The 20154-nt window shown below is 65.6% G+C and carries 16 protein-coding genes; 8 read left to right on the top strand and 8 right to left on the bottom strand.

Going from position 1 to position 20154, the window contains the following annotated elements; translation table 11 throughout:
* The first annotated feature begins 204 nt into the window (after nucleotides 1–204).
* The 3 genes from uvrA to shn_RS08780 are packed head-to-tail and all read left to right on the top strand — an operon-like array spanning nucleotide 205 to nucleotide 4589.
* The gene (gene uvrA / locus shn_RS08790; protein WP_064330053.1) at nucleotides 205–3123 is read left to right on the top strand and encodes an excinuclease ABC subunit UvrA; all 2919 of its coding nucleotides are present in this window, start codon (nucleotides 205–207) and stop codon (nucleotides 3121–3123) included.
* Between the two features lie 3 nt (nucleotides 3124–3126).
* Nucleotides 3127–3750 (top strand): glutathione S-transferase family protein, encoded by a 624-nt coding sequence (locus shn_RS08785; RefSeq protein WP_064330052.1) that lies wholly within the window; start codon nucleotides 3127–3129, stop codon nucleotides 3748–3750.
* A gap of 35 nt (nucleotides 3751–3785) precedes the next feature.
* Nucleotides 3786–4589 (top strand): DUF72 domain-containing protein, encoded by an 804-nt coding sequence (locus shn_RS08780; protein ID WP_064330051.1) that lies wholly within the window; start codon nucleotides 3786–3788, stop codon nucleotides 4587–4589.
* Nucleotides 4590–4641: 52 nt separating this feature from the next.
* On the opposite strand, the gene shn_RS08775 is transcribed toward shn_RS08780, so the two are convergent.
* The gene (locus shn_RS08775; RefSeq protein WP_064330050.1) at nucleotides 4642–5370 is read right to left on the bottom strand and encodes a 3-keto-5-aminohexanoate cleavage protein; all 729 of its coding nucleotides are present in this window, start codon (nucleotides 5368–5370) and stop codon (nucleotides 4642–4644) included.
* Nucleotides 5371–5426: 56 nt separating this feature from the next.
* The gene (locus shn_RS08770) at nucleotides 5427–6911 is read right to left on the bottom strand and encodes a bifunctional ADP-dependent NAD(P)H-hydrate dehydratase/NAD(P)H-hydrate epimerase (protein ID WP_064330049.1); all 1485 of its coding nucleotides are present in this window, start codon (nucleotides 6909–6911) and stop codon (nucleotides 5427–5429) included.
* 364 nt (nucleotides 6912–7275) lie between these two features.
* Between shn_RS08770 and shn_RS08765 the strand changes: the two genes are divergently transcribed.
* Nucleotides 7276–7614 (top strand): P-II family nitrogen regulator, encoded by a 339-nt coding sequence (locus shn_RS08765; protein ID WP_003515720.1) that lies wholly within the window; start codon nucleotides 7276–7278, stop codon nucleotides 7612–7614.
* A gap of 60 nt (nucleotides 7615–7674) precedes the next feature.
* On the top strand, nucleotides 7675–9084 hold the full coding sequence (glnA, locus tag shn_RS08760) for a type I glutamate--ammonia ligase (protein WP_064330048.1): 1410 nt from the start codon (nucleotides 7675–7677) through the stop codon (nucleotides 9082–9084).
* A 254-nt stretch (nucleotides 9085–9338) separates the two neighbouring features.
* Here the strand turns inward: glnA and shn_RS08755 are convergent, their stop codons facing one another.
* Together shn_RS08755 and shn_RS08750 are read right to left on the bottom strand one after the other, a co-directional pair.
* A complete protein-coding gene (locus shn_RS08755) occupies nucleotides 9339–10373 on the bottom strand; it encodes a TAXI family TRAP transporter solute-binding subunit (protein ID WP_064330047.1) in 1035 nt (344 codons plus the stop codon).
* A gap of 37 nt (nucleotides 10374–10410) precedes the next feature.
* Nucleotides 10411–11454, bottom strand: coding sequence for a hypothetical protein (locus tag shn_RS08750; RefSeq protein WP_064330046.1), 1044 nt, complete (start codon nucleotides 11452–11454; stop codon nucleotides 10411–10413).
* 153 nt (nucleotides 11455–11607) lie between these two features.
* Here shn_RS08750 and hspQ point away from each other — a divergent pair, with 153 nt between their 5' ends.
* Nucleotides 11608–11940, top strand: coding sequence for a heat shock protein HspQ (gene hspQ, locus shn_RS08745; RefSeq protein ID WP_064330045.1), 333 nt, complete (start codon nucleotides 11608–11610; stop codon nucleotides 11938–11940).
* Between the two features lie 86 nt (nucleotides 11941–12026).
* On the opposite strand, the gene shn_RS08740 is transcribed toward hspQ, so the two are convergent.
* Nucleotides 12027–12653: an invasion associated locus B family protein gene (locus shn_RS08740; RefSeq protein ID WP_064330044.1), complete on the bottom strand. Its 627-nt coding sequence runs from the start codon at nucleotides 12651–12653 to the stop codon at nucleotides 12027–12029.
* A gap of 288 nt (nucleotides 12654–12941) precedes the next feature.
* On the opposite strand from shn_RS08740, the gene shn_RS08735 reads away from it, so the two are divergent.
* Both shn_RS08735 and shn_RS08730 read left to right on the top strand, forming a co-directional pair.
* A complete protein-coding gene (locus shn_RS08735; protein WP_064332503.1) occupies nucleotides 12942–14741 on the top strand; it encodes an extracellular solute-binding protein in 1800 nt (599 codons plus the stop codon).
* Between the two features lie 187 nt (nucleotides 14742–14928).
* Entirely contained in the window at nucleotides 14929–15600 is a 672-nt protein-coding gene (locus shn_RS08730; protein WP_064330043.1) for a DsbA family oxidoreductase, read from the top strand.
* A 6-nt stretch (nucleotides 15601–15606) separates the two neighbouring features.
* Here the strand turns inward: shn_RS08730 and shn_RS08725 are convergent, their stop codons facing one another.
* From shn_RS08725 to shn_RS08715, 3 genes are read right to left on the bottom strand one after another with little or no spacing between them, the layout of a single operon-like run.
* A complete protein-coding gene (locus tag shn_RS08725; RefSeq protein ID WP_371328592.1) occupies nucleotides 15607–16245 on the bottom strand; it encodes a glutathione S-transferase family protein in 639 nt (212 codons plus the stop codon).
* Nucleotides 16246–16305: 60 nt separating this feature from the next.
* Entirely contained in the window at nucleotides 16306–19812 is a 3507-nt protein-coding gene (mfd, locus tag shn_RS08720) for a transcription-repair coupling factor (protein WP_064330041.1), read from the bottom strand.
* The gene (locus shn_RS08715; RefSeq protein ID WP_064330040.1) at nucleotides 19809–20117 is read right to left on the bottom strand and encodes a succinate dehydrogenase assembly factor 2; all 309 of its coding nucleotides are present in this window, start codon (nucleotides 20115–20117) and stop codon (nucleotides 19809–19811) included. Before shn_RS08715 ends, mfd begins: the two co-directional genes overlap by 4 nt.
* Nucleotides 20118–20154: the final 37 nt, after the last annotated feature.

Below are 20154 nucleotides of genomic sequence, written 5' to 3'. Positions count from 1 at the left end.
CGGCGCCGCCCCGCACGAGTGGTAATCCACAGATCAATTGCAAAAATTCGTTCTTTTTTTGTTCTAATAATTCCCTACACTCTTGTCAACCGAATCGGAAACGGGCACGGAATTCTCAAGACCGCGCATGGACACGCCCCAACCCATCCCTACATAGGGGCCAGATCCGAAATTGATGCGCAACGACCCCTGACGCTGGATACCATGAGCGAACTCAAGACCATTTCCATTCGCGGCGCGCGCGAACACAATCTCAAGGGCATCGACCTCGACCTGCCCCGCAACAAGCTGATCGTCATGACCGGGCTTTCGGGCTCCGGCAAGTCGTCGCTCGCCTTCGACACGATCTATGCCGAGGGCCAGCGGCGTTATGTCGAGAGCCTTTCGGCCTATGCCCGCCAGTTCCTGGAGATGATGCAGAAGCCGGATGTCGACCAGATCGACGGCCTGTCGCCGGCCATCTCCATTGAGCAGAAGACGACCTCGAAGAACCCGCGCTCGACCGTCGGCACGGTCACCGAGATCTACGACTACATGCGCCTGCTCTTCGCGCGCGTCGGCGTGCCCTATTCGCCGGCGACCGGCCTGCCGATCGAGAGCCAGACGGTCAGCCAGATGGTCGACCGCGTCATCGACTTCGGCGAGGGAACGCGCCTCTACATCCTCGCGCCCGTCGTGCGCGGCCGCAAGGGCGAGTACAGGAAGGAACTCGCCGAATTGATGAAGAAGGGGTTCCAGCGCGTTAAGGTCGACGGCCAGTTCTACGAGATCGCCGACGTGCCGGCGCTCGACAAGAAATACAAGCACGACATCGACGTGGTGGTCGACCGCGTCGTCGTGCGCCCGGACCTTTCCTCGCGCCTGGCGGACAGCCTCGAGACCTGCCTGAAGCTCGCAGACGGCCTGGCGATCGCCGAATTCGCCGACAAGCCGCTGCCCGTCGAGGAGACGTCGGCCGGCGGCTCGGCCAACAAGTCGCTGAACGACACGCACGAGCGCGTGCTGTTTTCCGAAAAGTTCGCCTGCCCGGTTTCCGGCTTCACCATCCCGGAAATCGAGCCGCGGCTCTTCTCGTTCAACAACCCGTTCGGCGCCTGCCCGACCTGCGACGGCCTCGGCAGCCAGCAGAAGATAGACCCGGACCTCATCGTGCCCGAGGCGGAGCGCACGCTACGCGACGGCGCCATCGCGCCCTGGGCCAAATCCTCCTCGCCCTATTACAACCAGACGCTGGAAGCGCTCGGCGCCGCCTATGGCTTCAAGCTCTCCAGCCGCTGGTCGGAACTGTCGGAAGCCGCGCAGGACGCCATCCTCAACGGCACGAAGGAGAAGATCGAGTTCAACTACAAGGACGGCGCGCGCTCCTACAAGACGGTGAAAACCTTCGAGGGCATCGTGCCGAACCTCGAACGGCGCTGGAAGGAGACCGATTCCGCCTGGTCGCGGGAAGAGATCGAGCGTTACATGTCGGCCGCCCCCTGCCCGGCCTGCAACGGTTTTCGCCTGAAGCCGGAGGCGCTGGCGGTGAAGATCAACAGGCTGCATATCGGCGAGGCGACGGCCATGTCGATCCGCGTCGCGCGCGACTGGTTCGAGGCGCTGCCGGAGCACCTCAATGCCAAGCAGAACGAGATCGCCGTCCGCATCCTCAAGGAGATCCGCGAGCGTCTGCGCTTCCTCAACGATGTCGGCCTCGAATATCTTTCGCTCTCGCGCAATTCCGGCACGCTGTCGGGCGGCGAGAGCCAGCGCATCCGCCTCGCCTCGCAGATCGGCTCGGGCCTGACGGGCGTGCTCTACGTGCTGGACGAGCCCTCCATCGGCCTGCACCAGCGCGACAATGCGCGCCTGCTCGATACGCTGCGGCACCTGCGCGACATCGGCAACACCGTCATCGTCGTCGAGCATGACGAGGACGCGATCCTGACGGCGGACTACGTGGTCGATATCGGTCCCGCCGCCGGCATCCATGGCGGCGAGGTGATCGCGCAGGGCACGCCCGGCGAGGTCATCGCCAACCCGGCCTCGCTGACGGGGAAATACCTGTCGGGCGAACTTGCCGTCGCGGTTCCGGCGGAGCGCCGCAAACCGAAGAAAAAGAAGGAAATCAAGGTCGTCGGCGCGAAAGCGAACAATCTGAAGAATGTCACGGCATCGATCCCGCTCGGCGTCTTCACGGCGGTCACGGGCGTTTCGGGCGGCGGCAAGTCGACCTTCCTCATCGAGACGCTCTACAAGTCGGCCGCCCGCCGCATCATGGGCGCGCGCGAAATCCCGGCCGAGCATGAGCGCATCGACGGGTTCGAATATATCGACAAGGTCATCGACATCGACCAGTCGCCGATCGGCCGCACGCCGCGCTCCAACCCGGCGACCTATACCGGCGCCTTCACGCCGATCCGCGACTGGTTCGCCGGCCTGCCGGAGGCGAAGGCCCGCGGCTACCAGCCCGGCCGCTTCTCCTTCAACGTCAAGGGCGGACGCTGCGAGGCCTGCCAGGGCGACGGCGTCATCAAGATCGAGATGCACTTCCTGCCCGACGTCTACGTCACCTGCGACGTCTGCCACGGCAAGCGTTACAACCGCGAGACGCTCGACGTCACCTTCAAGGGCAAGTCGATCGCCGACGTGCTCGACATGACGGTGGAGGAAGGCGTCGAGTTCTTCGCCGCCGTGCCGGCCGTGCGCGACAAGCTGACGACGCTGAATCAGGTCGGCCTCGGCTATATCAAGGTCGGCCAGCAGGCGAACACGCTGTCGGGCGGCGAGGCGCAGCGCGTCAAGCTCGCCAAGGAACTGTCGAAGCGCTCGACCGGCCGCACGCTCTACATCCTCGACGAGCCGACGACGGGCCTGCACTTCCATGACGTGGCGAAGCTGCTCGAAGTGCTGCACGAACTGGTCAACCAGGGCAATTCGGTCGTCGTCATCGAGCACAATCTGGAGGTCATCAAGACCGCCGACTGGATCATCGACTTCGGCCCGGAAGGCGGCGACGGCGGCGGCGAGGTGATCGCCGAGGGCACGCCGGAGGACGTGGTGAAGGTGGAGCGCTCCTATACCGGCCACTTCCTCCGGGAATTGCTGGAACGCCGGCCGATGAAGAAGGTCGCGGCGGAGTAACCCATGATCCTGATCGGCCAGTACGATTCGTCCTTTGTGCGCCGTGTGGGCATTGCGCTGCGGCTCTACGGCCTCCCCTTCGAGCACCGGCCCTGGTCGGTGTTCGGCGAGGGCGACAAGGTGCAGGCGGTCAACCCGCTGATGCGGGTTCCGACGCTGGTGCTGGACGATGGCGACGTGGTGGCCGACAGCTCCTCGATCCTCGATCATCTCGACGGCCTCGTGCCGCCGGAAAAGCGCCTCCTGCCGCAGGCCGAGCCTGCACGGCGGCAGGCGCTGAAGGTGATGACCTTCGCGACCGGTCTTGCGGACAAGGGCGTCGGCCTGTTCTACGAGCTGCACCTGCACGAAACGCCTTCGGCCTTTTTCGTCGAGCGCTGCCGCTTGCAGATTTCAACCGTCCTTGCCGCGCTGGAGGCCGAGCGGGCCGCGCGGCCCGGAACATATTGGTTCGGCGGCATCACCCATGCCGATATCGCGGTCGCCTGCGCCTGGCGCCATGTCGGCGAGGCCCATCCCGGTCTCATCGACTCCGTCGCCTATCCCGCGCTCGCGGCCCATTGCGCCGGCATGGAGGCGCTGCCGGTGTTTCAGGACATTTCCCAGCCCTTTATCGCGCCCGCCTGAGAGGCGCCGCCATCTGTCTGTCGAGGAGAACTGACATGAGCACATCCGGCACCATCAGAACCGGCATCGGCGGCTGGACCTTCGATCCCTGGGAAGGCACGTTCTATCCGGAAAAACTGGCGAAGAAACGCCAGCTCGAATTCGCCAGCCGCGAACTGACGGCGATCGAGGTCAACGGCACCTATTACGGCTCGCAGAAGCCGGAAACCTTCGCCAAATGGGCCTCCGAAGTGCCGGACGGCTTCATCTTCTCGCTGAAGGCGAGCCGCTTCACGACGAACCGCAAGGTCCTGGCCGATGGCGGCGAATCCGTCGAAAAGTTCCTGACGCAGGGGCTGACCGAACTCGGCGACCATCTCGGCCCGATCCTCTGGCAGTTCCCGCCGACGAAGAAGTTCGAGCCGGATGATTTCGAGGGTTTCCTGAAGCTTTTGCCGGAAAAGCTGGACGGCCTCGCGCTGAAACATGCGCTGGAAGTGCGCAACGATACGTTCCTCGTGCCGGAATTCGCGGCGCTCGCCCGCAAGTACAAGACGGCGATCGTCTACGCCCAGCATGCCGACTATCCCGAGATCGCCGACGTGACGGCGGATTTCGTCTATGCCCGCCTGCAGAAGGGCTCCGACGACATCAAGACCTGCTACCCGCCCGAAGCGCTCGATGAATGGGCGGAGCGGCTCAAGGCCTGGTCCGGCGGCGGCGAGCCGGCCGATTTGCCGAAGATCGACCCGGCGACCAAGCCGGCGCAGAAACCGCGCGACGTTTTTGCCTTCTTCATCACGTCGGGCAAGGTGAACGCGCCGAACGGCGCGCGCGAGCTGCAGCGGCGCACCGGCTGATGCCGCCGGCTGCCGGGTCCCTCGCCTTCGCCCATGTCTTTCGGCGCGGGCGTCAGCCCGGAGCCGTGGAGCGGAAGAGCCCGGTGGCATCCCGTACGATGTCGGCATTGTCTGCCGCTGTCTCGCCATTGAGGCGCAGGCAACCGTCCTCCAGTCCGACACGGGTGGACCAGCGCTGTCGGTGGGCGCGCCGGACGAAATGCCAGACGGTCGCATCGGCCCCATGCAGCAGGATCGGCCGGCGGACATTCGCCCTTGCGAGAACTTCTGCGATCCCGTCGGCGGTGGCGTCCGCGTCGCCAAAATCCTGTTCGTGATCGATCTCGATGAGGACGCGCAGCGCCCGTCGGCAATCCGGCAGGGCGACGAACCGTTCGGCATCCGCCACGCTGGCCAGCCCCGCCTCGACGCCGACGCCCATGCGGTGCAACAGGGCCATGACGGCAGGCGCATCGGGTTCGCAGAGGTTAACGGAGGCATAGTCGGGGAGTTCTCGCCATGCCGCGATGCGATCGCGCGTCCGCTCCTCGTCGCCTTCGATCCACGCGCCCGTCGACACGCCGATGAACGTGCCGGGGGATGTCTCGCGCACGGCGCGCACCGTCTCGTCGACAGCCGCCAGGCTCTCGCGTCCGTCCGGCCCGCGCGGATGGATATGGAGTTCCGCCGCGCCGGCGGAAATGCAGGCGGCGGCGTCGATCGCCATCGCCTGTGCCGTCAGGGGCAGGCGCGGATGGTAGTCGGCGGGGCGCGCGCCGTTGATGCAGGCTTGAACGATCATGCCGGTCTCCCCGGGTCTGGTTGCGTTTGATCCCATGCAGGGATGCGATGCCTGTCCTATTCGGGCCAGGGCGGAATGGCGTCCGGCAGATCCTCCGCCGTCAGTCCCTCGCCTGCGATCCGGCCCGCCTCGCCATGGCGCCAGACGGCGCTGGCGGCCGCTTCGAAGGCGGGCATGCCCTGCGCGAGATGCGCGCCGACGATGCCGGCGAGCACGTCGCCGGAGCCGGCCGTAGCAAGCCAGGGCGGCGCGTTCCCGTTGACGAGGACCCGGCCGTCCGGCGCGGCGATCACGGTGTCGGCGCCCTTGAGGATCAGGATGCCGTTGCTGCGCGCGGCCGCCTTCCGGGCGCGATCGATTTTCGACAGGGCGCCGTCTTGCGCAAGATCCGGAAAGAGGCGGGCGAACTCGCCGTCATGCGGCGTCAGCACCAGCCGCGGGCTTTCGCCGGAAAAGAGCGCGAAGAGCGCCGCCGGATCGTCGCGGAAGGCGCTGATGCCGTCTGCATCGAGCACCAGGCGACGGCCGCCTTCGGCAAGCAGGCGGACGTGGCCCCGTGCCCGCGCGCCGTCGCCGAAGCCGGGGCCGAGCACGAAGGTCTGCAACCGCGCATCGTCGAGCAGGGCCGAAAGGTCATCGTCGCCGTCGACGGGTTTCAGCATCGCAGCGGTCAGGTGGGCGGCGTTGACGGAAAGCGCCTCCCGCGGCGAGAGCAGCGTGACGAGACCGGCGCCAGCGCGAAGGCCGGCCGCGGCGGAGAGGCGCGCGGCGCCCGTGGCCGTCGCCGGGCCGGAGAAGACGGCAAGATGGCCGCGCCCGTATTTGTGGATCGCCCCCTCCTGTTCGGGCAGCGCGAGACGCCAGATCGCCGGCACATTCACGCGCATGTGGTCCGCATGCCGGGCCAGCAGGCGTGCGGGGATGCCGATGTCGAAGACCTCCAGGTCGCCCGCGAGGCTGCGGCCGGGCAGCAGCAGGTGGCCGGGCTTGCGGCACATGAAGGTGACGGTCGCGCTGGCCTCGAAGGCCGCGCCGCGCACCTGCCCGGTCCGGCCGTCGACGCCGGAGGGCAGGTCCACCGCCAGCACGGGCAGCGCCGCCTTGCGGCACACGGCCTCGATGATATCGGCGACCGCCTGCGGCACGTCGCGCGACAGGCCCGCGCCGAACAGCGCATCGATGACCACGTCGCCGGCGGCGGGCACATAGGCGGAAAGCGGCGCGACGGAACCGGAAAAACAGGCGAAGGCGCTCGCCGCGTCTCCCGTCAGCACCGCGGTCTCCCCGAGCGCATGGACGGCGACCGCGGCCCCCGCCTCCTGCAAGGCGCGGGCGGCAACATAGCCGTCGCCGCCATTGTTGCCCGGCCCGCACAGGACGACAAAGCGCAGGGCGCCGGGAAAGCGGCGCAGCGCCGCGGCGGCAACCGCCTGTCCCGCCCGCTCCATCAGGCCGTAGCTCGAAAGATCGAGGGCGGCGGCGCGGTCGATCCGGCCCATGTCCTCGGGCGTGACGATGAGTGTGTCTATATCCTTGTGCATGCCGCCACCATGCGCGCAAAGCCGGGGTGGAGACAAGCCCGCGGATCGATCCGGCGTAACGACCGTTTTTTGTGCATTTGCACATTCCATGCGCTCAACATTGCAGCTTTACGCGGCAGGTCCGCCGGCCCGGCCCTCCAGAGGCATCGGCCCGGGTGGAAAGTGACAATTTTTAGGCAAATTCCGCTGGCCCTTTTGCCCGGAAAGCCGCATCATCCGCCGTGTGAGGACGGGCAGGATCGCACCGGAAGCGGATTTCATCTGATCCGGCACGCACCCTGCTCAAATTGGCATGATACGTGCATTTGAATGTGCAGCGGGCGCAAACCGCGCGCAAACGGGAGAAGCGGAGAGACATTTTCTCATGAAAAAGATCGAAGCGATCATCAAGCCCTTCAAGCTCGATGAAGTGAAGGAAGCCCTCCAGGAAGTTGGCCTGCAGGGTATCACCGTCACCGAGGCGAAGGGCTTTGGACGCCAGAAGGGCCACACGGAGCTTTACCGCGGGGCCGAATACGTCGTCGACTTTCTGCCCAAGGTGAAGGTCGAGGTCGTCCTGGCGGACGAAAACGCGGAGGCCGTCATCGAGGCCATCCGCAACGCGGCCCAGACCGGCCGCATCGGCGATGGCAAGATCTTTGTCTCCAACGTCGAAGAAGTCATCCGCATCCGCACCGGCGAAACCGGCGTCGACGCCATCTGATCCCGCCCGGCCGTCCGGCCGAGGCTTCCACCTCGTCATCTCACACAGGGACTCCATAAAATGACGACTGCCAATGAAATCCTCAAGCAAATCAAGGAAAACGACGTCAAGTTCGTCGACCTGCGCTTCACCGACCCGCGCGGCAAGATGCACCATGTGACGATGGACGTCGGCGTCGTCGACGAAGACATGTTCGCCGATGGCGTCATGTTCGACGGCTCCTCGATCGGCGGCTGGAAGGCGATCAACGAGTCCGACATGGTGCTGATGCCCGACCCGGCGACCGTGCACATGGACCCGTTCTTCGCGCAGTCCACCATGGTCGTCATGTGCGACATCCTCGACCCGGTCTCGGGCGAGAGCTACAACCGCGACCCGCGCGGCACGGCCAAGAAGGCCGAAGCCTACCTGAAGGCCTCGGGCATCGGCGACACGATCTATGCCGGCCCGGAACCGGAATTCTTCGTCTTCGACGACGTCAAGTACAAGGCCGACCCGTACAATACCGGCTTCAAGCTGGATTCCTCGGAACTGCCGTCCAACGACGACACCGACTACGAGACCGGCAACCTCGGCCATCGCCCGCGCGTCAAGGGCGGCTACTTCCCGGTTCCCCCGGTCGACAGCTGCCAGGACATGCGCTCGGAGATGCTGACCGTGCTCACCGAGATGGGCGTCACCGTCGAGAAGCAGCACCATGAGGTGGCGGCCGCCCAGCACGAGCTCGGCGTCAAGTTCGACACGCTGGTGCGCAGCGCCGACAAGGTGCAGATCTACAAGTATGTCGTGCACCAGGTCGCCAATGCCTATGGCAAGACGGCGACCTTCATGCCGAAGCCGGTCTTCGGCGACAACGGCTCGGGCATGCACGTGCACCTGTCGATCTGGAAGGACTCCAAGCCGCAGTTCGCCGGCGACGAATATGCCGGCCTGTCGGAAACCTGCCTCTACTTCATCGGCGGCATCATCAAGCATGCCAAGGCGATCAACGCCTTCACCAACCCGACGACGAACTCCTACAAGCGTCTCGTCCCGGGCTATGAGGCGCCGGTCCTGCTCGCCTACTCGGCCCGCAACCGCTCGGCCTCGTGCCGCATTCCGTTCGGCACCGGTCCGAAGTCCAAGCGCGTCGAGATCCGCTTCCCCGACCCGCTCGGCAACCCCTATCTCGGCTTCGCCGCCATGCTGATGGCCGGCCTCGACGGCATCAAGAACAAGATCCATCCCGGCAAGGCCATGGACAAGGACCTCTACGACCTGCCGCCGAAGGAGCTGAAGAAGATCCCGACCGTCTGCGGCAGCCTGCGCGAAGCGCTGGAAAGCCTCGACAAGGACCGCAAGTTCCTGACGGCCGGCGGCGTGTTCGACGACGACCAGATCGATTCCTACATCGAGCTGAAGATGGTGGAGGTCATGCGCTACGAAATGACCCCGCACCCGGTCGAGTTCGACATGTACTACTCCGCCTGATCGGCAGCGTTTTTGTGACGAAAAACCCGGCTTCTGGCCGGGTTTTTTGTTTGTCGGGGAGCGTTGTGGGTGGCGCTTGGATCCTCGGGTCGAGCCCGAGGATGACGGCGGGGAGGAGAAGCTGGCGGCCTATCGAACGGCGCGGCATGCGGTTCACTCGCCTGTTTTCGCCCGTCATCCCTTCTTTCGTCATCCTCGGGCTCGACCCGAGGATCCAACCACACGCGCGATGCCCGTCTTGAGAAAGGCGCGCGCTACGGCTGGAGCCGCTGCTTGAGCAGGTTGAGATATTCCTCGTTGCTGTCGTCCGTGGCGCTCGTGGCGGCAGCGGCGGCGGGTTTGCAGGCGGGCTTGTAATCGAGCGCCATGCCGGCCTTCACGCAGACGCCGACCTGCCAGCCGGGCGGCAGCGCGGTGAGGTCCACCGTCTTCCATTTCGGATGGCCCGTCGTCTTCAGCTTGTCGAGCCCGGTGACGATGAGGTTGGAGAAATCCGCCACCGTCTTGCAACTGTCCCGGTGATAGGCGTTGCGCTTGGTGTCGTAATCATAGGTCATCATCACGGCCTTGACGGCGATGAGGTCGACCGGCGTGTCCTGGAAGGAATAGGTGCCGGCCTCGATGCGCGAGGGCGTGTAGGTGGCGAGCAGCGGCGCCTCGGTGATCGGCACGAGATGGAACTTCGCCCTGTCGATGGTGTTGCCGGTAAAGAGCGAGGCCGGCGCGCCGGCGACGTAGAAGAAGGCGTCGATCTCGCCGGAGAGGAGTTTCGGCAGCGCCTCGTCCGGGTTGATGTCCATGCGCTCGCCGGCCTTGACCTGCAGGATGTCCATGATGAGCGTGGCGGTGAGGAAGGTGCCCGAATCCTTCTTGCCGACGGCGACCTTCTTGCCCGCGAGGTCCTTGAGGCCCGCAATGTCGGTGCGGGCGAGGACGTGGATCTCCTCGTTGTAGAGCGGGAACATGATGCGCACGCCCTTGACCGCCTTCTGCACTTCCGGATCGTTCTTCTCGAAGGTCTTCAGGTATTCGAGCACGTCGCTCTGCACGATGCCGAACTGGGTGTTGCGGCGGTTGCGCACGCCGACGAAGTTCTCCAGCGATCCCGCGCTTTCGAGGACATTGAGCGTCTGGCCGCATTCGGCGCCGAGCGCGGCGATGTCGCGGCCGATCTTGATATAGGTGCCCTGCGGGCCGCCGGTCATGATGTTGCGCTCGAAATCCGCGGCAAGGACGCCTGCGGTGGAAAGCGCCAGCCCGAGCGCGGCCAAAAGAACAGATCGCTTCATTCCTTTTCTCCCATCCAAGGCAGGTTCAGTGAGGGGTTCAGCAGTCGGCATCGAGGTCGCGCATGAGATTTCTGAGGGCAAGCACCGGAATGCGCCGGAAGACGCCGCCGAGCGCCCTGGTCACGCATTCGCCGGCGGCAAGCGAACGTTCGAGCTGTTCGCGCTGCACGCTGGTAAGGGCATCGAGGCCGGGCGTTTCGCGCATCACCTCGGCCACACGCGCGCCGTTGCGCGGGTTGAGGGCCTGGATGGTGATGTCCCGGGCGGCATCGTCGGTCGCCTGCTTGTCCGGCACCGCCTTCCTGCCATTGTCGTTCGGCTCCTTCGGCAGCGGCATGCAGTTGGCCGCCTCGAGAGCCTCGACCTGCCCCGTCAGCGCCTTGGTGCGCTCGCCGAGGGCGGCGATCTCCTTGTCCTTGCGGTCGATCTCGTCCTGAAGCGCCGGCAGGTTTTTCGTGCGCAGCGCCTCTTCGGCCGTGCGGGCCTTGTCCAGTTCCGCGCGCAGGCCGGCGGTCTGCGTCTTCAGGTCCTCGGCCTCCGCGCCGCGTGCGGCGGCCTCTTGCGTGCAGGACTTTTCAAGGCCGGCGATCTTGTCGGTCTGGAGCGAAAGCCGGCGCTCGCGGTCCTTGACGGCCTCCTCGGCCTTCTTCTGCTGCGCTTCGGCATCCGCGACGCGCTGGCCGAGCAGCTGGAGCTTTTCTTCGAGCGCGGGCACAACCTCCTGCGCAAGCCTGGTGCGTTCGGCGGCGATCGCCGCCACATCCGCGCCCGACGTATTCGCATCCTTGCGCAGGGTCTCGAGCTGGCGCTTGAGCGTGCCGTTCTCCTGCGTCAGCGCCTGCGCCTTCCGGGTGCTTTCCTCGACCTCGGCGGTGCGGGCGTCGAGGTCGCGCTGAAGGTCGGCGATACGCGTGTCGCGCGCTTCGAGCTCGCTGTGCGGAACCGTGTCGTCCATCATGCGGAAGGCGCCGTAGCCGCCGGCCGCGCCGAGCGCCAGGCACACCACGGAGGCGAACAGGATGCCTCCGATGCCGCCGCCTGCTGCCGGTCCGTTACCGCTCCTGCCCCACTGATTGTTCATGCCACCCGACCCACATGAGACGCCCCCTTTGGGGTACGCCGAAACCATCGGTGGCGCAAGCGCCCCGCTCCCTTGGATAAAGACGTGCGAGATGGCCGAACTATTGATGTTTCGGCGTATTTACCCAAATATAGGAGGAAAGGTAGGTACGACATGAAGATGCGTAACGCAAAATTTGCCATTGGCGACATCGTCCGCCACCGGGTTTTCCCCTTCCGTGGCGTGGTCTTCGATGTCGATCCGGAATTCGCCAACACGGAGGAATGGTGGAACGCCATTCCCGCCGAAATCCGGCCGTCCAAGGACCAGCCGTTCTATCATCTCTTCGCGGAGAACGAGGATACGGAATATGTCGCCTATGTCTCGGAGCAGAACCTCGTTCCCGACGACAGCGGCAAGCCGATCCGCCATCCGCAGGTCCGCGCCCTGATGGATGTGGAGAAGGGGCATTATCGCTGGAAGGAGCAGAGCGGCATTTTCCACTGAAGCGCGCCCGTCGCCGCGCTTCCGCTTCGCCCAACAAAAAACCCGGCCTTTGGCCGGGTTTTTCGTGATCGCATCAAGCGGGACGCTTACTGGCTCTTGGCGGCCTTCTGGGCCTCTTCGAGCTTCTTGCGGGCTTCTTCCGCCTTCTTCTGCATTTCTTCCTGCAGCAGGCGCTGGCGCTCTTCGAGCTGCGACTGTTCGATCGGCTCGCCGTCGAAGACGCCGGTGAAGCCTTCGAGCGAGATCTTGATCGGGTTCGGCGCGCGCTGGAAGTTGACCGAGGTCAGGACGAGTTCGCCGCCCTTCTTGAGGCTGGAGATCATCTGGTCGGTCAGCGGCACTTCGGCGACGCACTTGTCGGGCATGCAGATGGCGTAGTCGAGCTTCTGGGCCTTGCCGCCGTCGATCTGCATCTGGACGCCCGGCGGGATCAGGCGGGCGCTCGGCACAGAAACCTGCATGATCTTGCGGTTGGCCTTGCCGGCAACGGTGATGAGGCCGACCGCGGTGATGAGCTGGCCGCTGTTGGCCGTCAGCAGGTTCTGCACGATGCAGACGTCGTTGTCTTCCTGCTTGGTGCAGACCTTGAACCAGCCCTTCGGCGGCGCAGCCTGCTGCTGTGCCAGCGAAGCGGAAGGAGCAGCCGCCAGGGCAACGGAAGCAGCAAAGGCGGAAAGCACGGTCCGCTTGATGAGGTGCGATGTGAAGATCATAACGAGTTCGGTCTCCTGAAAATCCGGTGCCGGAGCGACAGCGCCCCCTTGGGGCCCTTTCGGGCGATTTGGTCAGCCGTGCGCTCTCCTGTCGGCGAAATGAGGCATTTGCATGACCCGCTTCGGGGAACCCTGTTACAATGGGCCGCGCCGGATATCCAGCCTTTCTTGATGAAATTCCCGCGTGCATCGGATTTCCCGCACCTGCCACGCTGCCGTCCCGTTTCGAGCGCGTATAATGGACGAGAATCATCCGGACCCCACGAGGAGACACAATTGCGCCCCTTCCTGACGGCCTTTGCCGCCTGCCTTCTCGGCCTGCCCGCCCCCCTCGCCCATGCCGCCCCGGTGCACGGCATCGCCATGCACGGCGAGCCGGCCCTGCCGGCGGACTACAAGCATTTCAGCTACGTCAATCCGGACGTGAAGAAGGGCGGGCGCATCTCCTACGGCGTCGTCGGCACCTTCGACAGCCTCAACCCCTTCATCCTGAAAAGCATGCGCACCACGGCGCGCGGCATGTGGGACCCGGAATTCGGCAACCTCGTCTACGAATCGCTGATGGTGCGCTCACGCGACGAGGCCTTCACCATGTACGGCCTGCTCGCCGAAAGCGTGGAATGGGACGACGACCGCAGCTTCGTCGAGTTCCACCTCAACCCGAAGGCGCGCTGGGCGGACGGCAAGCCGGTGACGCCCGAGGACGTCATCTTCACCTTCGAGCTGATGCGGGACAAGGGCCGCGCCCCCTTCAGCATCCGCCTGAACGGCGTGGAGAAACTCGAAAAGACCGGTGAAAACAGCGTCCGCTTCACCTTCAACGAGAAGGGCGACCGCGAAGCGCCGCTCCTGATCGCGCTGTCGCCGATCCTGCCGAAGCACGCCACCGAAGTGGAGACCTTCGACCGGTCGTCGCTCACCTTCCCGCTCGGCTCCGGTCCCTACAAGGTCAAGGCCGTGAAGCCCGGCGAGCGCATCGTCTACGAGCGCGATCCGAACTATTGGGGCAAGGACATTCCCTCGAAGATCGGCTTCGACAATTACGACGAAATCTCCGTGGAATATTTCCTGCAGGACAATTCGCTGTTCGAGGCCTTCAAGAAGGGCGCCGTCGACGTCTACCAGGAAGGCAATCCGACGAAATGGGCGCGCGGCTACGATTTTCCCGCGGTCCAGTCCGGCACGGTCATCAAGGATGCGGTGAAGTCGAAGCTGCCACCGGTCATGTTCGGCTTCGTCTTCAACACGCGCCGCCCGGTCTTCCAGAACGCGGAACTGCGCAAGGCGCTGCTCTATGCCTTCGATTTCGAATGGGTCAACCGCAGCCTGTTCGAAAACGCCTATACGCGCACGGAAAGCTTCTGGCAGAACACCGAACTGTCCTCGATGAACGCGCCGATCGATGCGCGTGAGCGCGAAATCCTCGGCGAGGCGGTGAACCGGATCGATCCCGCCATCCTCGACGGCACCTATCGCCTGCCGGTGACCGACGGTTCGGGCCGCGACCGCAAGGTGCTGCGCGAGGCGATGAACCACTTCAAGAATGCCGGCTATTCCATCAAGGACGGCCGGATGGTCGATGCGTCGGGTACGCCGCTCGCCTTCGAGATCATGACGCAGAACGCCGACCAGGAAAAACTCGCCCTCGCCTACCAGCGCTTCCTCGGCGCGCTCGGCATCCACATCACCCTCAGGACCGTCGATGATTCGCAGTACCAGAGCCGCAGCCAGACCTTCGACTACGACGTCATCATGAAGGCCTTCCTTTCGTCCCTGTCGCCGGGGCTCGAACAGGTGCGGCGCTGGGGATCGCAGGCGCGCGACACCGAGGGCAGCGAGAGCTTTGCCGGCGTTGCCGATCCCGACCTCGACCGCGTCATGGCGGCCATTCTCTCCGCGCGCACGGCAGAGGATTTCCGCTCGGCCGTTCGGGCCCAGGACAGGATGCTGCTCTCCGGCAACTATGTCGTCCCGCTCTATCACCTCGGGGAGCAATGGATCGCGCGCAACAAGACCATCGGCCGTCCGGAGGTGACGCCGCTCTGGGGCTTCCAGCTCCCCGTCTGGTGGGATGAACGGGTGCAATGAAAAGGGGCTATCCCCAGAATTGGGGTTACCGCAAGGTAACCTGTTGAAAGCCGTCGCAAGCCGGCCTATCTCGGCGGTGAGAGCGGCACGCCGAGCCGCCGCCGCAGATGTCAGACACTGCCACGCAGCCCGCAGGACGCGGCGGCGCGGCGGCCGGGATTGTCCGGCGCCTTGAAAGGAAACGCAGATGGAAGCCATTACGATCGATGTCGTCTCCGACGTCGTCTGCCCATGGTGCTATCTCGGCAAGAAGCGGCTCGACAAGGCGATCGAGGCCGTCGGCGACGATCTCGCCGTCGCCGTGACGTTCCGCCCCTACCAGCTCAATCCCGACATGCCGGCCGAAGGCGTCGACCACAAGACGCACCTTGCCGAAAAGCTCGGCGGCGACGAGGCCGTGACGCGCGCCCACGAGATGCTGGCGGGCCTCGGCCAGGAAGCCGGCATCGCTTTCGACTTTCCCGCGGTGAAGATCAGCCCGAACACGCTCGACGCCCACCGGCTGCTGCGCTGGGCGATGATCGAAGGTCCCGAGGTGCAGAACCGGGTCGCGCTCGCCCTGTTCAAGGCCTATTTCGAGGAAGGCCGCAATGTCGGCGACCGCACCGTCCTGCTCGACATCGCCGAAGCCTGCGGCATGGACCGGGCCGTCGTCACCGCCCTCTTCTCGGCCGGCGCGGATGTCGATTCGGTCAAGGAAGAGATCGGCATGGCCCGCGACATGGGCGTGACGGGCGTGCCCTGCTTCATCATCGACAACAAATATGCCGTGATGGGCGCGCAGTCGGTGGACGTGCTGACCAATGCCTTCCGCGAGATCGCGGCCCTGAAGGCGCAGGAGCGCATCGGGAAGAACTGACCGGCCTCACGCCCCGGCGGCGATGACGGAGGGGCGGGCCTTGACCCGCTCCCACCAGGCGTGGATTTCCGGAAAATCCGCAAGCAGCGCCGCGCCTTCCGGCGCCTGACCGAACAGGGCGAACATCGGCGCGGCGTGAAAATCGGCAAGCGACGCGTCCGGCCCGGCCAGCCAATGCCCCTTGCCGGATAGGCCGGAAAGCGCCGCAAGGACGGTGCGCGCCTTTTCCAGCCCGGCGGCGATGCGCGCCTCGTCCGCAGGCGCCGTTTCCACGCGCTGGACATAGACGTCCCACACCATCGGCCGATAGGCGTAATTGTCCAGCATGGCGATGATCTGGTTCATCCGTGCCCGCTCGCGCAGGCCACGCGGCTGGAGCGGCGAGCCGGGGAAGGCCTCGTCCACATAGCGGGTGATGGCGCTCGCCTCGTAGAGGCCGAAACCGTCATGCTCGAAGGCGGGGATGCGGCCGAACGGATGGCGCGCCCGATAGTCCGCCGGCAATCCGCCCTCGGCGAACACGTCGATCGGTACGAGATCGTAGGGCACGCCCTTCTCGTGGAGGGCGATCCGCACGATGCGGACATAGACGCTGTAGGTGGCGCCGTAGACGGTGACGGATGCATCGGCGGCAGACATCTTCATCCTCCATCCCGGCGCAGCGCACCGGAGCATGTGCGCTTTTCTCCGAACCGCGAAAACGCCCTATTGCTTCGCCAGTCCCGCAAGCTGCGTCATCACCTGCGCCGCACCCGTCAGCCGCTTTTCCGGCGTCGGGTAGTCCCGGGCGAGGAACAGGCTCTGGTCGGGCCGGATCTTGGCCAGCGTGCCCTGCTTGGCGATATAGCCGACGAGCGCCGCCGGATTCGGGAACTCCTTGTGGCGGAACTGCACGACGACACCCTTCGGGCCGGCATCCAGCTTCTCGACATTGGCCACGCGGCAGAGCGACTTGATGTAGACGATCTTCAGGAGATGCTGCACCTCGACCGGCAGCGGCCCGAAGCGGTCGATGAGCTCGGCGCCGAAGGCGTCGATGTCGCCGAGCTCGGTGATTTCGCCGAGGCGGCGGTAGAGGCCGAGGCGCAGGTGCAGGTCCGGCACGTAGTCGTCGGGGATCATCACCGGCGTGCCGACGGAGATCTGCGGCGACCAGCCGCTGTCGGCAACCTCCTCGTCGCCCTTGATCTCCGCGACCGCCTCTTCGAGCATCTGCTGGTAAAGCTCGAAGCCGACCTCCTTGATATGGCCGGACTGTTCCTCGCCGAGCAGGTTGCCGGCGCCGCGGATGTCGAGGTCGTGGCTGGCGAGCTGGAAGCCCGCGCCGAGCGTATCGAGCGATTGCAGCACCTTGAGGCGCCGCTCCGCCGTACCCGTCAGCGTTCGATTGACCGGGAGCGTGAGAAGCGCGAAGGCGCGCACCTTCGACCGGCCGACACGGCCGCGCAACTGGTAGAGCTGGGCAAGGCCGAACATGTCGGCGCGGTGGATGATCATCGTGTTCGCCGTCGGCACGTCGAGGCCGGATTCGACGATGGTCGTCGAGAGCAGCACGTCGTAGCGGCCCTCGTAGAAGGCGTTCATGATGTCTTCGAGTTCGGTGGCCGGCATCTGGCCGTGCGCGACGGCGACCTTCAGTTCGGGAACATCCTGGCGCAGGAAATCGTGGATTTCCGAGAGGTCACTGAGGCGCGGGCAGACATAGAAACTCTGGCCGCCGCGATAGTGCTCGCGCATCAGCGTTTCGCGGATGACGAGCGGATCGAAGGGCGAGATGAAGGTGCGCACGGCCATGCGGTCGACCGGCGGCGTGGTGATCAGCGAGAGTTCGCGCACACCCGTCATGGCAAGCTGCAGGGTGCGCGGGATCGGCGTCGCCGAGAGCGTGAGCACATGCACGTCGCTCTTCAGCTCCTTCAGCCGCTCCTTGTGCTTGACGCCGAAATGCTGCTCCTCGTCGATGATCAGGAGGCCGAGATTGGCGAACTTGATCGACGAGCCGAGCAGCGCATGCGTTCCGACGACGATATCCGTCTTGCCTTCCGCCAGTTCCTTCTTGGTGAGCGCGAGTTCCTTCGAGCCGACCAGGCGGGAGGCCTGCTGGACACGGATGGGAAGCCCCCGGAACCGGTCGGAAAAGGTCTTGAAATGCTGGCGGGCGAGCAGCGTCGTCGGCACGACGACGGCGACCTGTACGCCGTTCATCGCCGCGATGAAAGCGGCGCGCAGCGCCACTTCCGTCTTGCCGAAGCCGACGTCGCCGCAGACGAGCCGGTCCATCGGCCGGCCGGCCCCGAGATCGTCGCGTACGGCATCGATGGCGTTCGCCTGGTCGTCGGTCTCGTCATAGGGGAAGCGGGCGGCGAATTCGTCGTAGACGCCCTCCGTGGAGACGAGCACCGGCGCATGGCGCACGAGGCGCGCGGCGGCGATCTGGATGAGTCCGCCGGCCATGTCGAGCAGGCGCTTCTTCAGCTTGGCCTTGCGCGCCTGCCAGGCGACGCCGCCGAGCTTGTCGAGCAGCGCGTCCGTGCCCTCGCCGCCATAGCGCGACAGGAGGTCGATGTTCTCGACGGGCAGGAAGAGCTTGGCCTCGTCCGCATAGACGAGTTCGAGGCAGGCATGCGGCGCGCCGGCGGCCTCGATGGTGCGAAGGCCGACGAAGCGGCCGATGCCGTGCTCGGCATGCACGACGATCGAGCCCTCGTCGAGCCCGGCGACCTCGGTGATGAAATCCGCCCCGCGCTTGCGCCGTTTCGAGCGCCGCACCATGCGGTCGCCCAGAATATCCTGCTCGCCGATGACGACGACGTCGCCGGCCTCGAAGCCGCTTTCGAGGCTGAGCACGGCCGAGCCCGCCTCGCCGGGCTTCAGCTTGCGGAGATCGGAGAACCTCTCGACCGGCACGACATTGCCGAGGCCGTGTTCGGCAAGCACCTGCAAGAGGCGGTCGAGCGAGCCTTCCGACCAGCCGGTGACCAGCACCTTGGCACCGGAGGCCCGCTTGTCGGCGATGTGTTTCACCGCCTGGTCGAAGACATTGACCCGGGCGCTGTCCGCATCCTCGCTGCCGGCCGGCCGTGCCCAGCGCATGCCGGGCCGCGCCGCGATGGTCTCGACATGCCGCGCCTCGCCCTCGTGCTCGTTGAAGGGCGAGAGGCGGATGGCGTCGCGTTCGTCGAATTCGCGGGCGAACCGCTCGGCATCGAGATAGAGAAGGCCCGGCGGCACCGGCTTGTAGGGCGTCGCCTGCGCCACCTGGCCCTTGCCGGGCGTCGCGGACGCCACGCGGGCATCGTAGTAGTCGCGCACGAGACGGGAGCGCTCGACGGCCGCCTCACGCACCGTATGGTCCGTGACGATACGGAAGCCGGCAAGATAGTCGAAGGCGGTTTCGAGGCCGTCGTAGAACAGCGGCAGCCAATGCTCCATGCCGGCGTAGCGCCGGCCTTCGGAAACGGCCAGGTAGAGCGCGTCGTCGCGCGTCGCGGCGCCGAAGGAAGAGAGATAGTGCTTGCGGAAATGCGAGATCGTCTCCGGCGTCAGCGTCACCTCGCTCATCGGGTTGAGGTCGAGGGAGCGCGCCTGGCCGGTCGTGCGCTGGCTGGCGGGATCGAAGGAGCGGATGCTCTCCAGCGTATCGCCGAAGAAATCGAGGCGCACCGGCTCGCCGCTGCCGGGCACGAAGACATCGAGGATGCCGCCGCGCACCGCATATTCGCCGACCTCGCGCACGGTCGCGACGCGCTCGAAGCCGTTGCGCTCCAGCCGGGCGGCGATGTCGTCCATGCGCACCTGGTTGCCGGGGCGGGCGGAAAAGGCAAGGCTCTCGATGATCGCGCGCGGCGCCGTCTTCTGCAGCATGGCGTTGACGGTGACGAGCACGATGGCCGCATGCGGCTTCTTCTGGTGGGCGATCAGCGCCGAGAGGGCGGAAAGGCGACGCGCGGACACTTCCGCGCTCGGCGAGACGCGGTCATAGGGCAGACAGTCCCAGCCCGGCAGCGTCAGCACCGGAATATCAGGCGCGACGAAGCCGAGCATCTGTTCGAGATCGGAGATGCGCTGGCCGTCCGACAGCACATAGGCAAGCGGGCCGGAGCTGCGGGCAAGTTCGGCAAGGATCAGCGGCTCGACGCCGGACGGCACGGCGCCGATGGTCATCGGCCGGCCGGCGGCCGCAATGCGTTCGGGGGAAAATCCGGGGATCATGCGCTGATGTCTTTGAAGAGCGGCGAGAAATCGGGGCGGTAGGCGGCGATGCGCGGGAAGAGGCCGTCGCGGAACGCCTCCGGCACCGGCTTTTCCCCCGTCACCCACTTGATGAGGTCGTTGTCCTCCTCGGCCATGATGCGCTCCAGCTCGTCGAGCTCGGCCTCGGAAAGCGTCTCGATCTCCGCATCGGCGAAAGCGCCGAGCACCAGGTCCATCTCACGGATGCCGCGGTGCCAGCAGCGGAAGAGGATGCGCTTGCGGCGCGGGTCGATCTCGGCGCTGGAGCGTGTCGTGCCCGTCATGATCGTGCTCGCTTTTCTTTCACTCAGGTATAATTCC

This window comes from Shinella sp. HZN7 (assembly GCF_001652565.1).
Lineage (GTDB): Bacteria > Pseudomonadota > Alphaproteobacteria > Rhizobiales > Rhizobiaceae > Shinella > Shinella granuli.
Note: the sequence above shows the minus strand (reverse complement) of the source record. Positions and strands in the feature narration are given on the sequence as shown.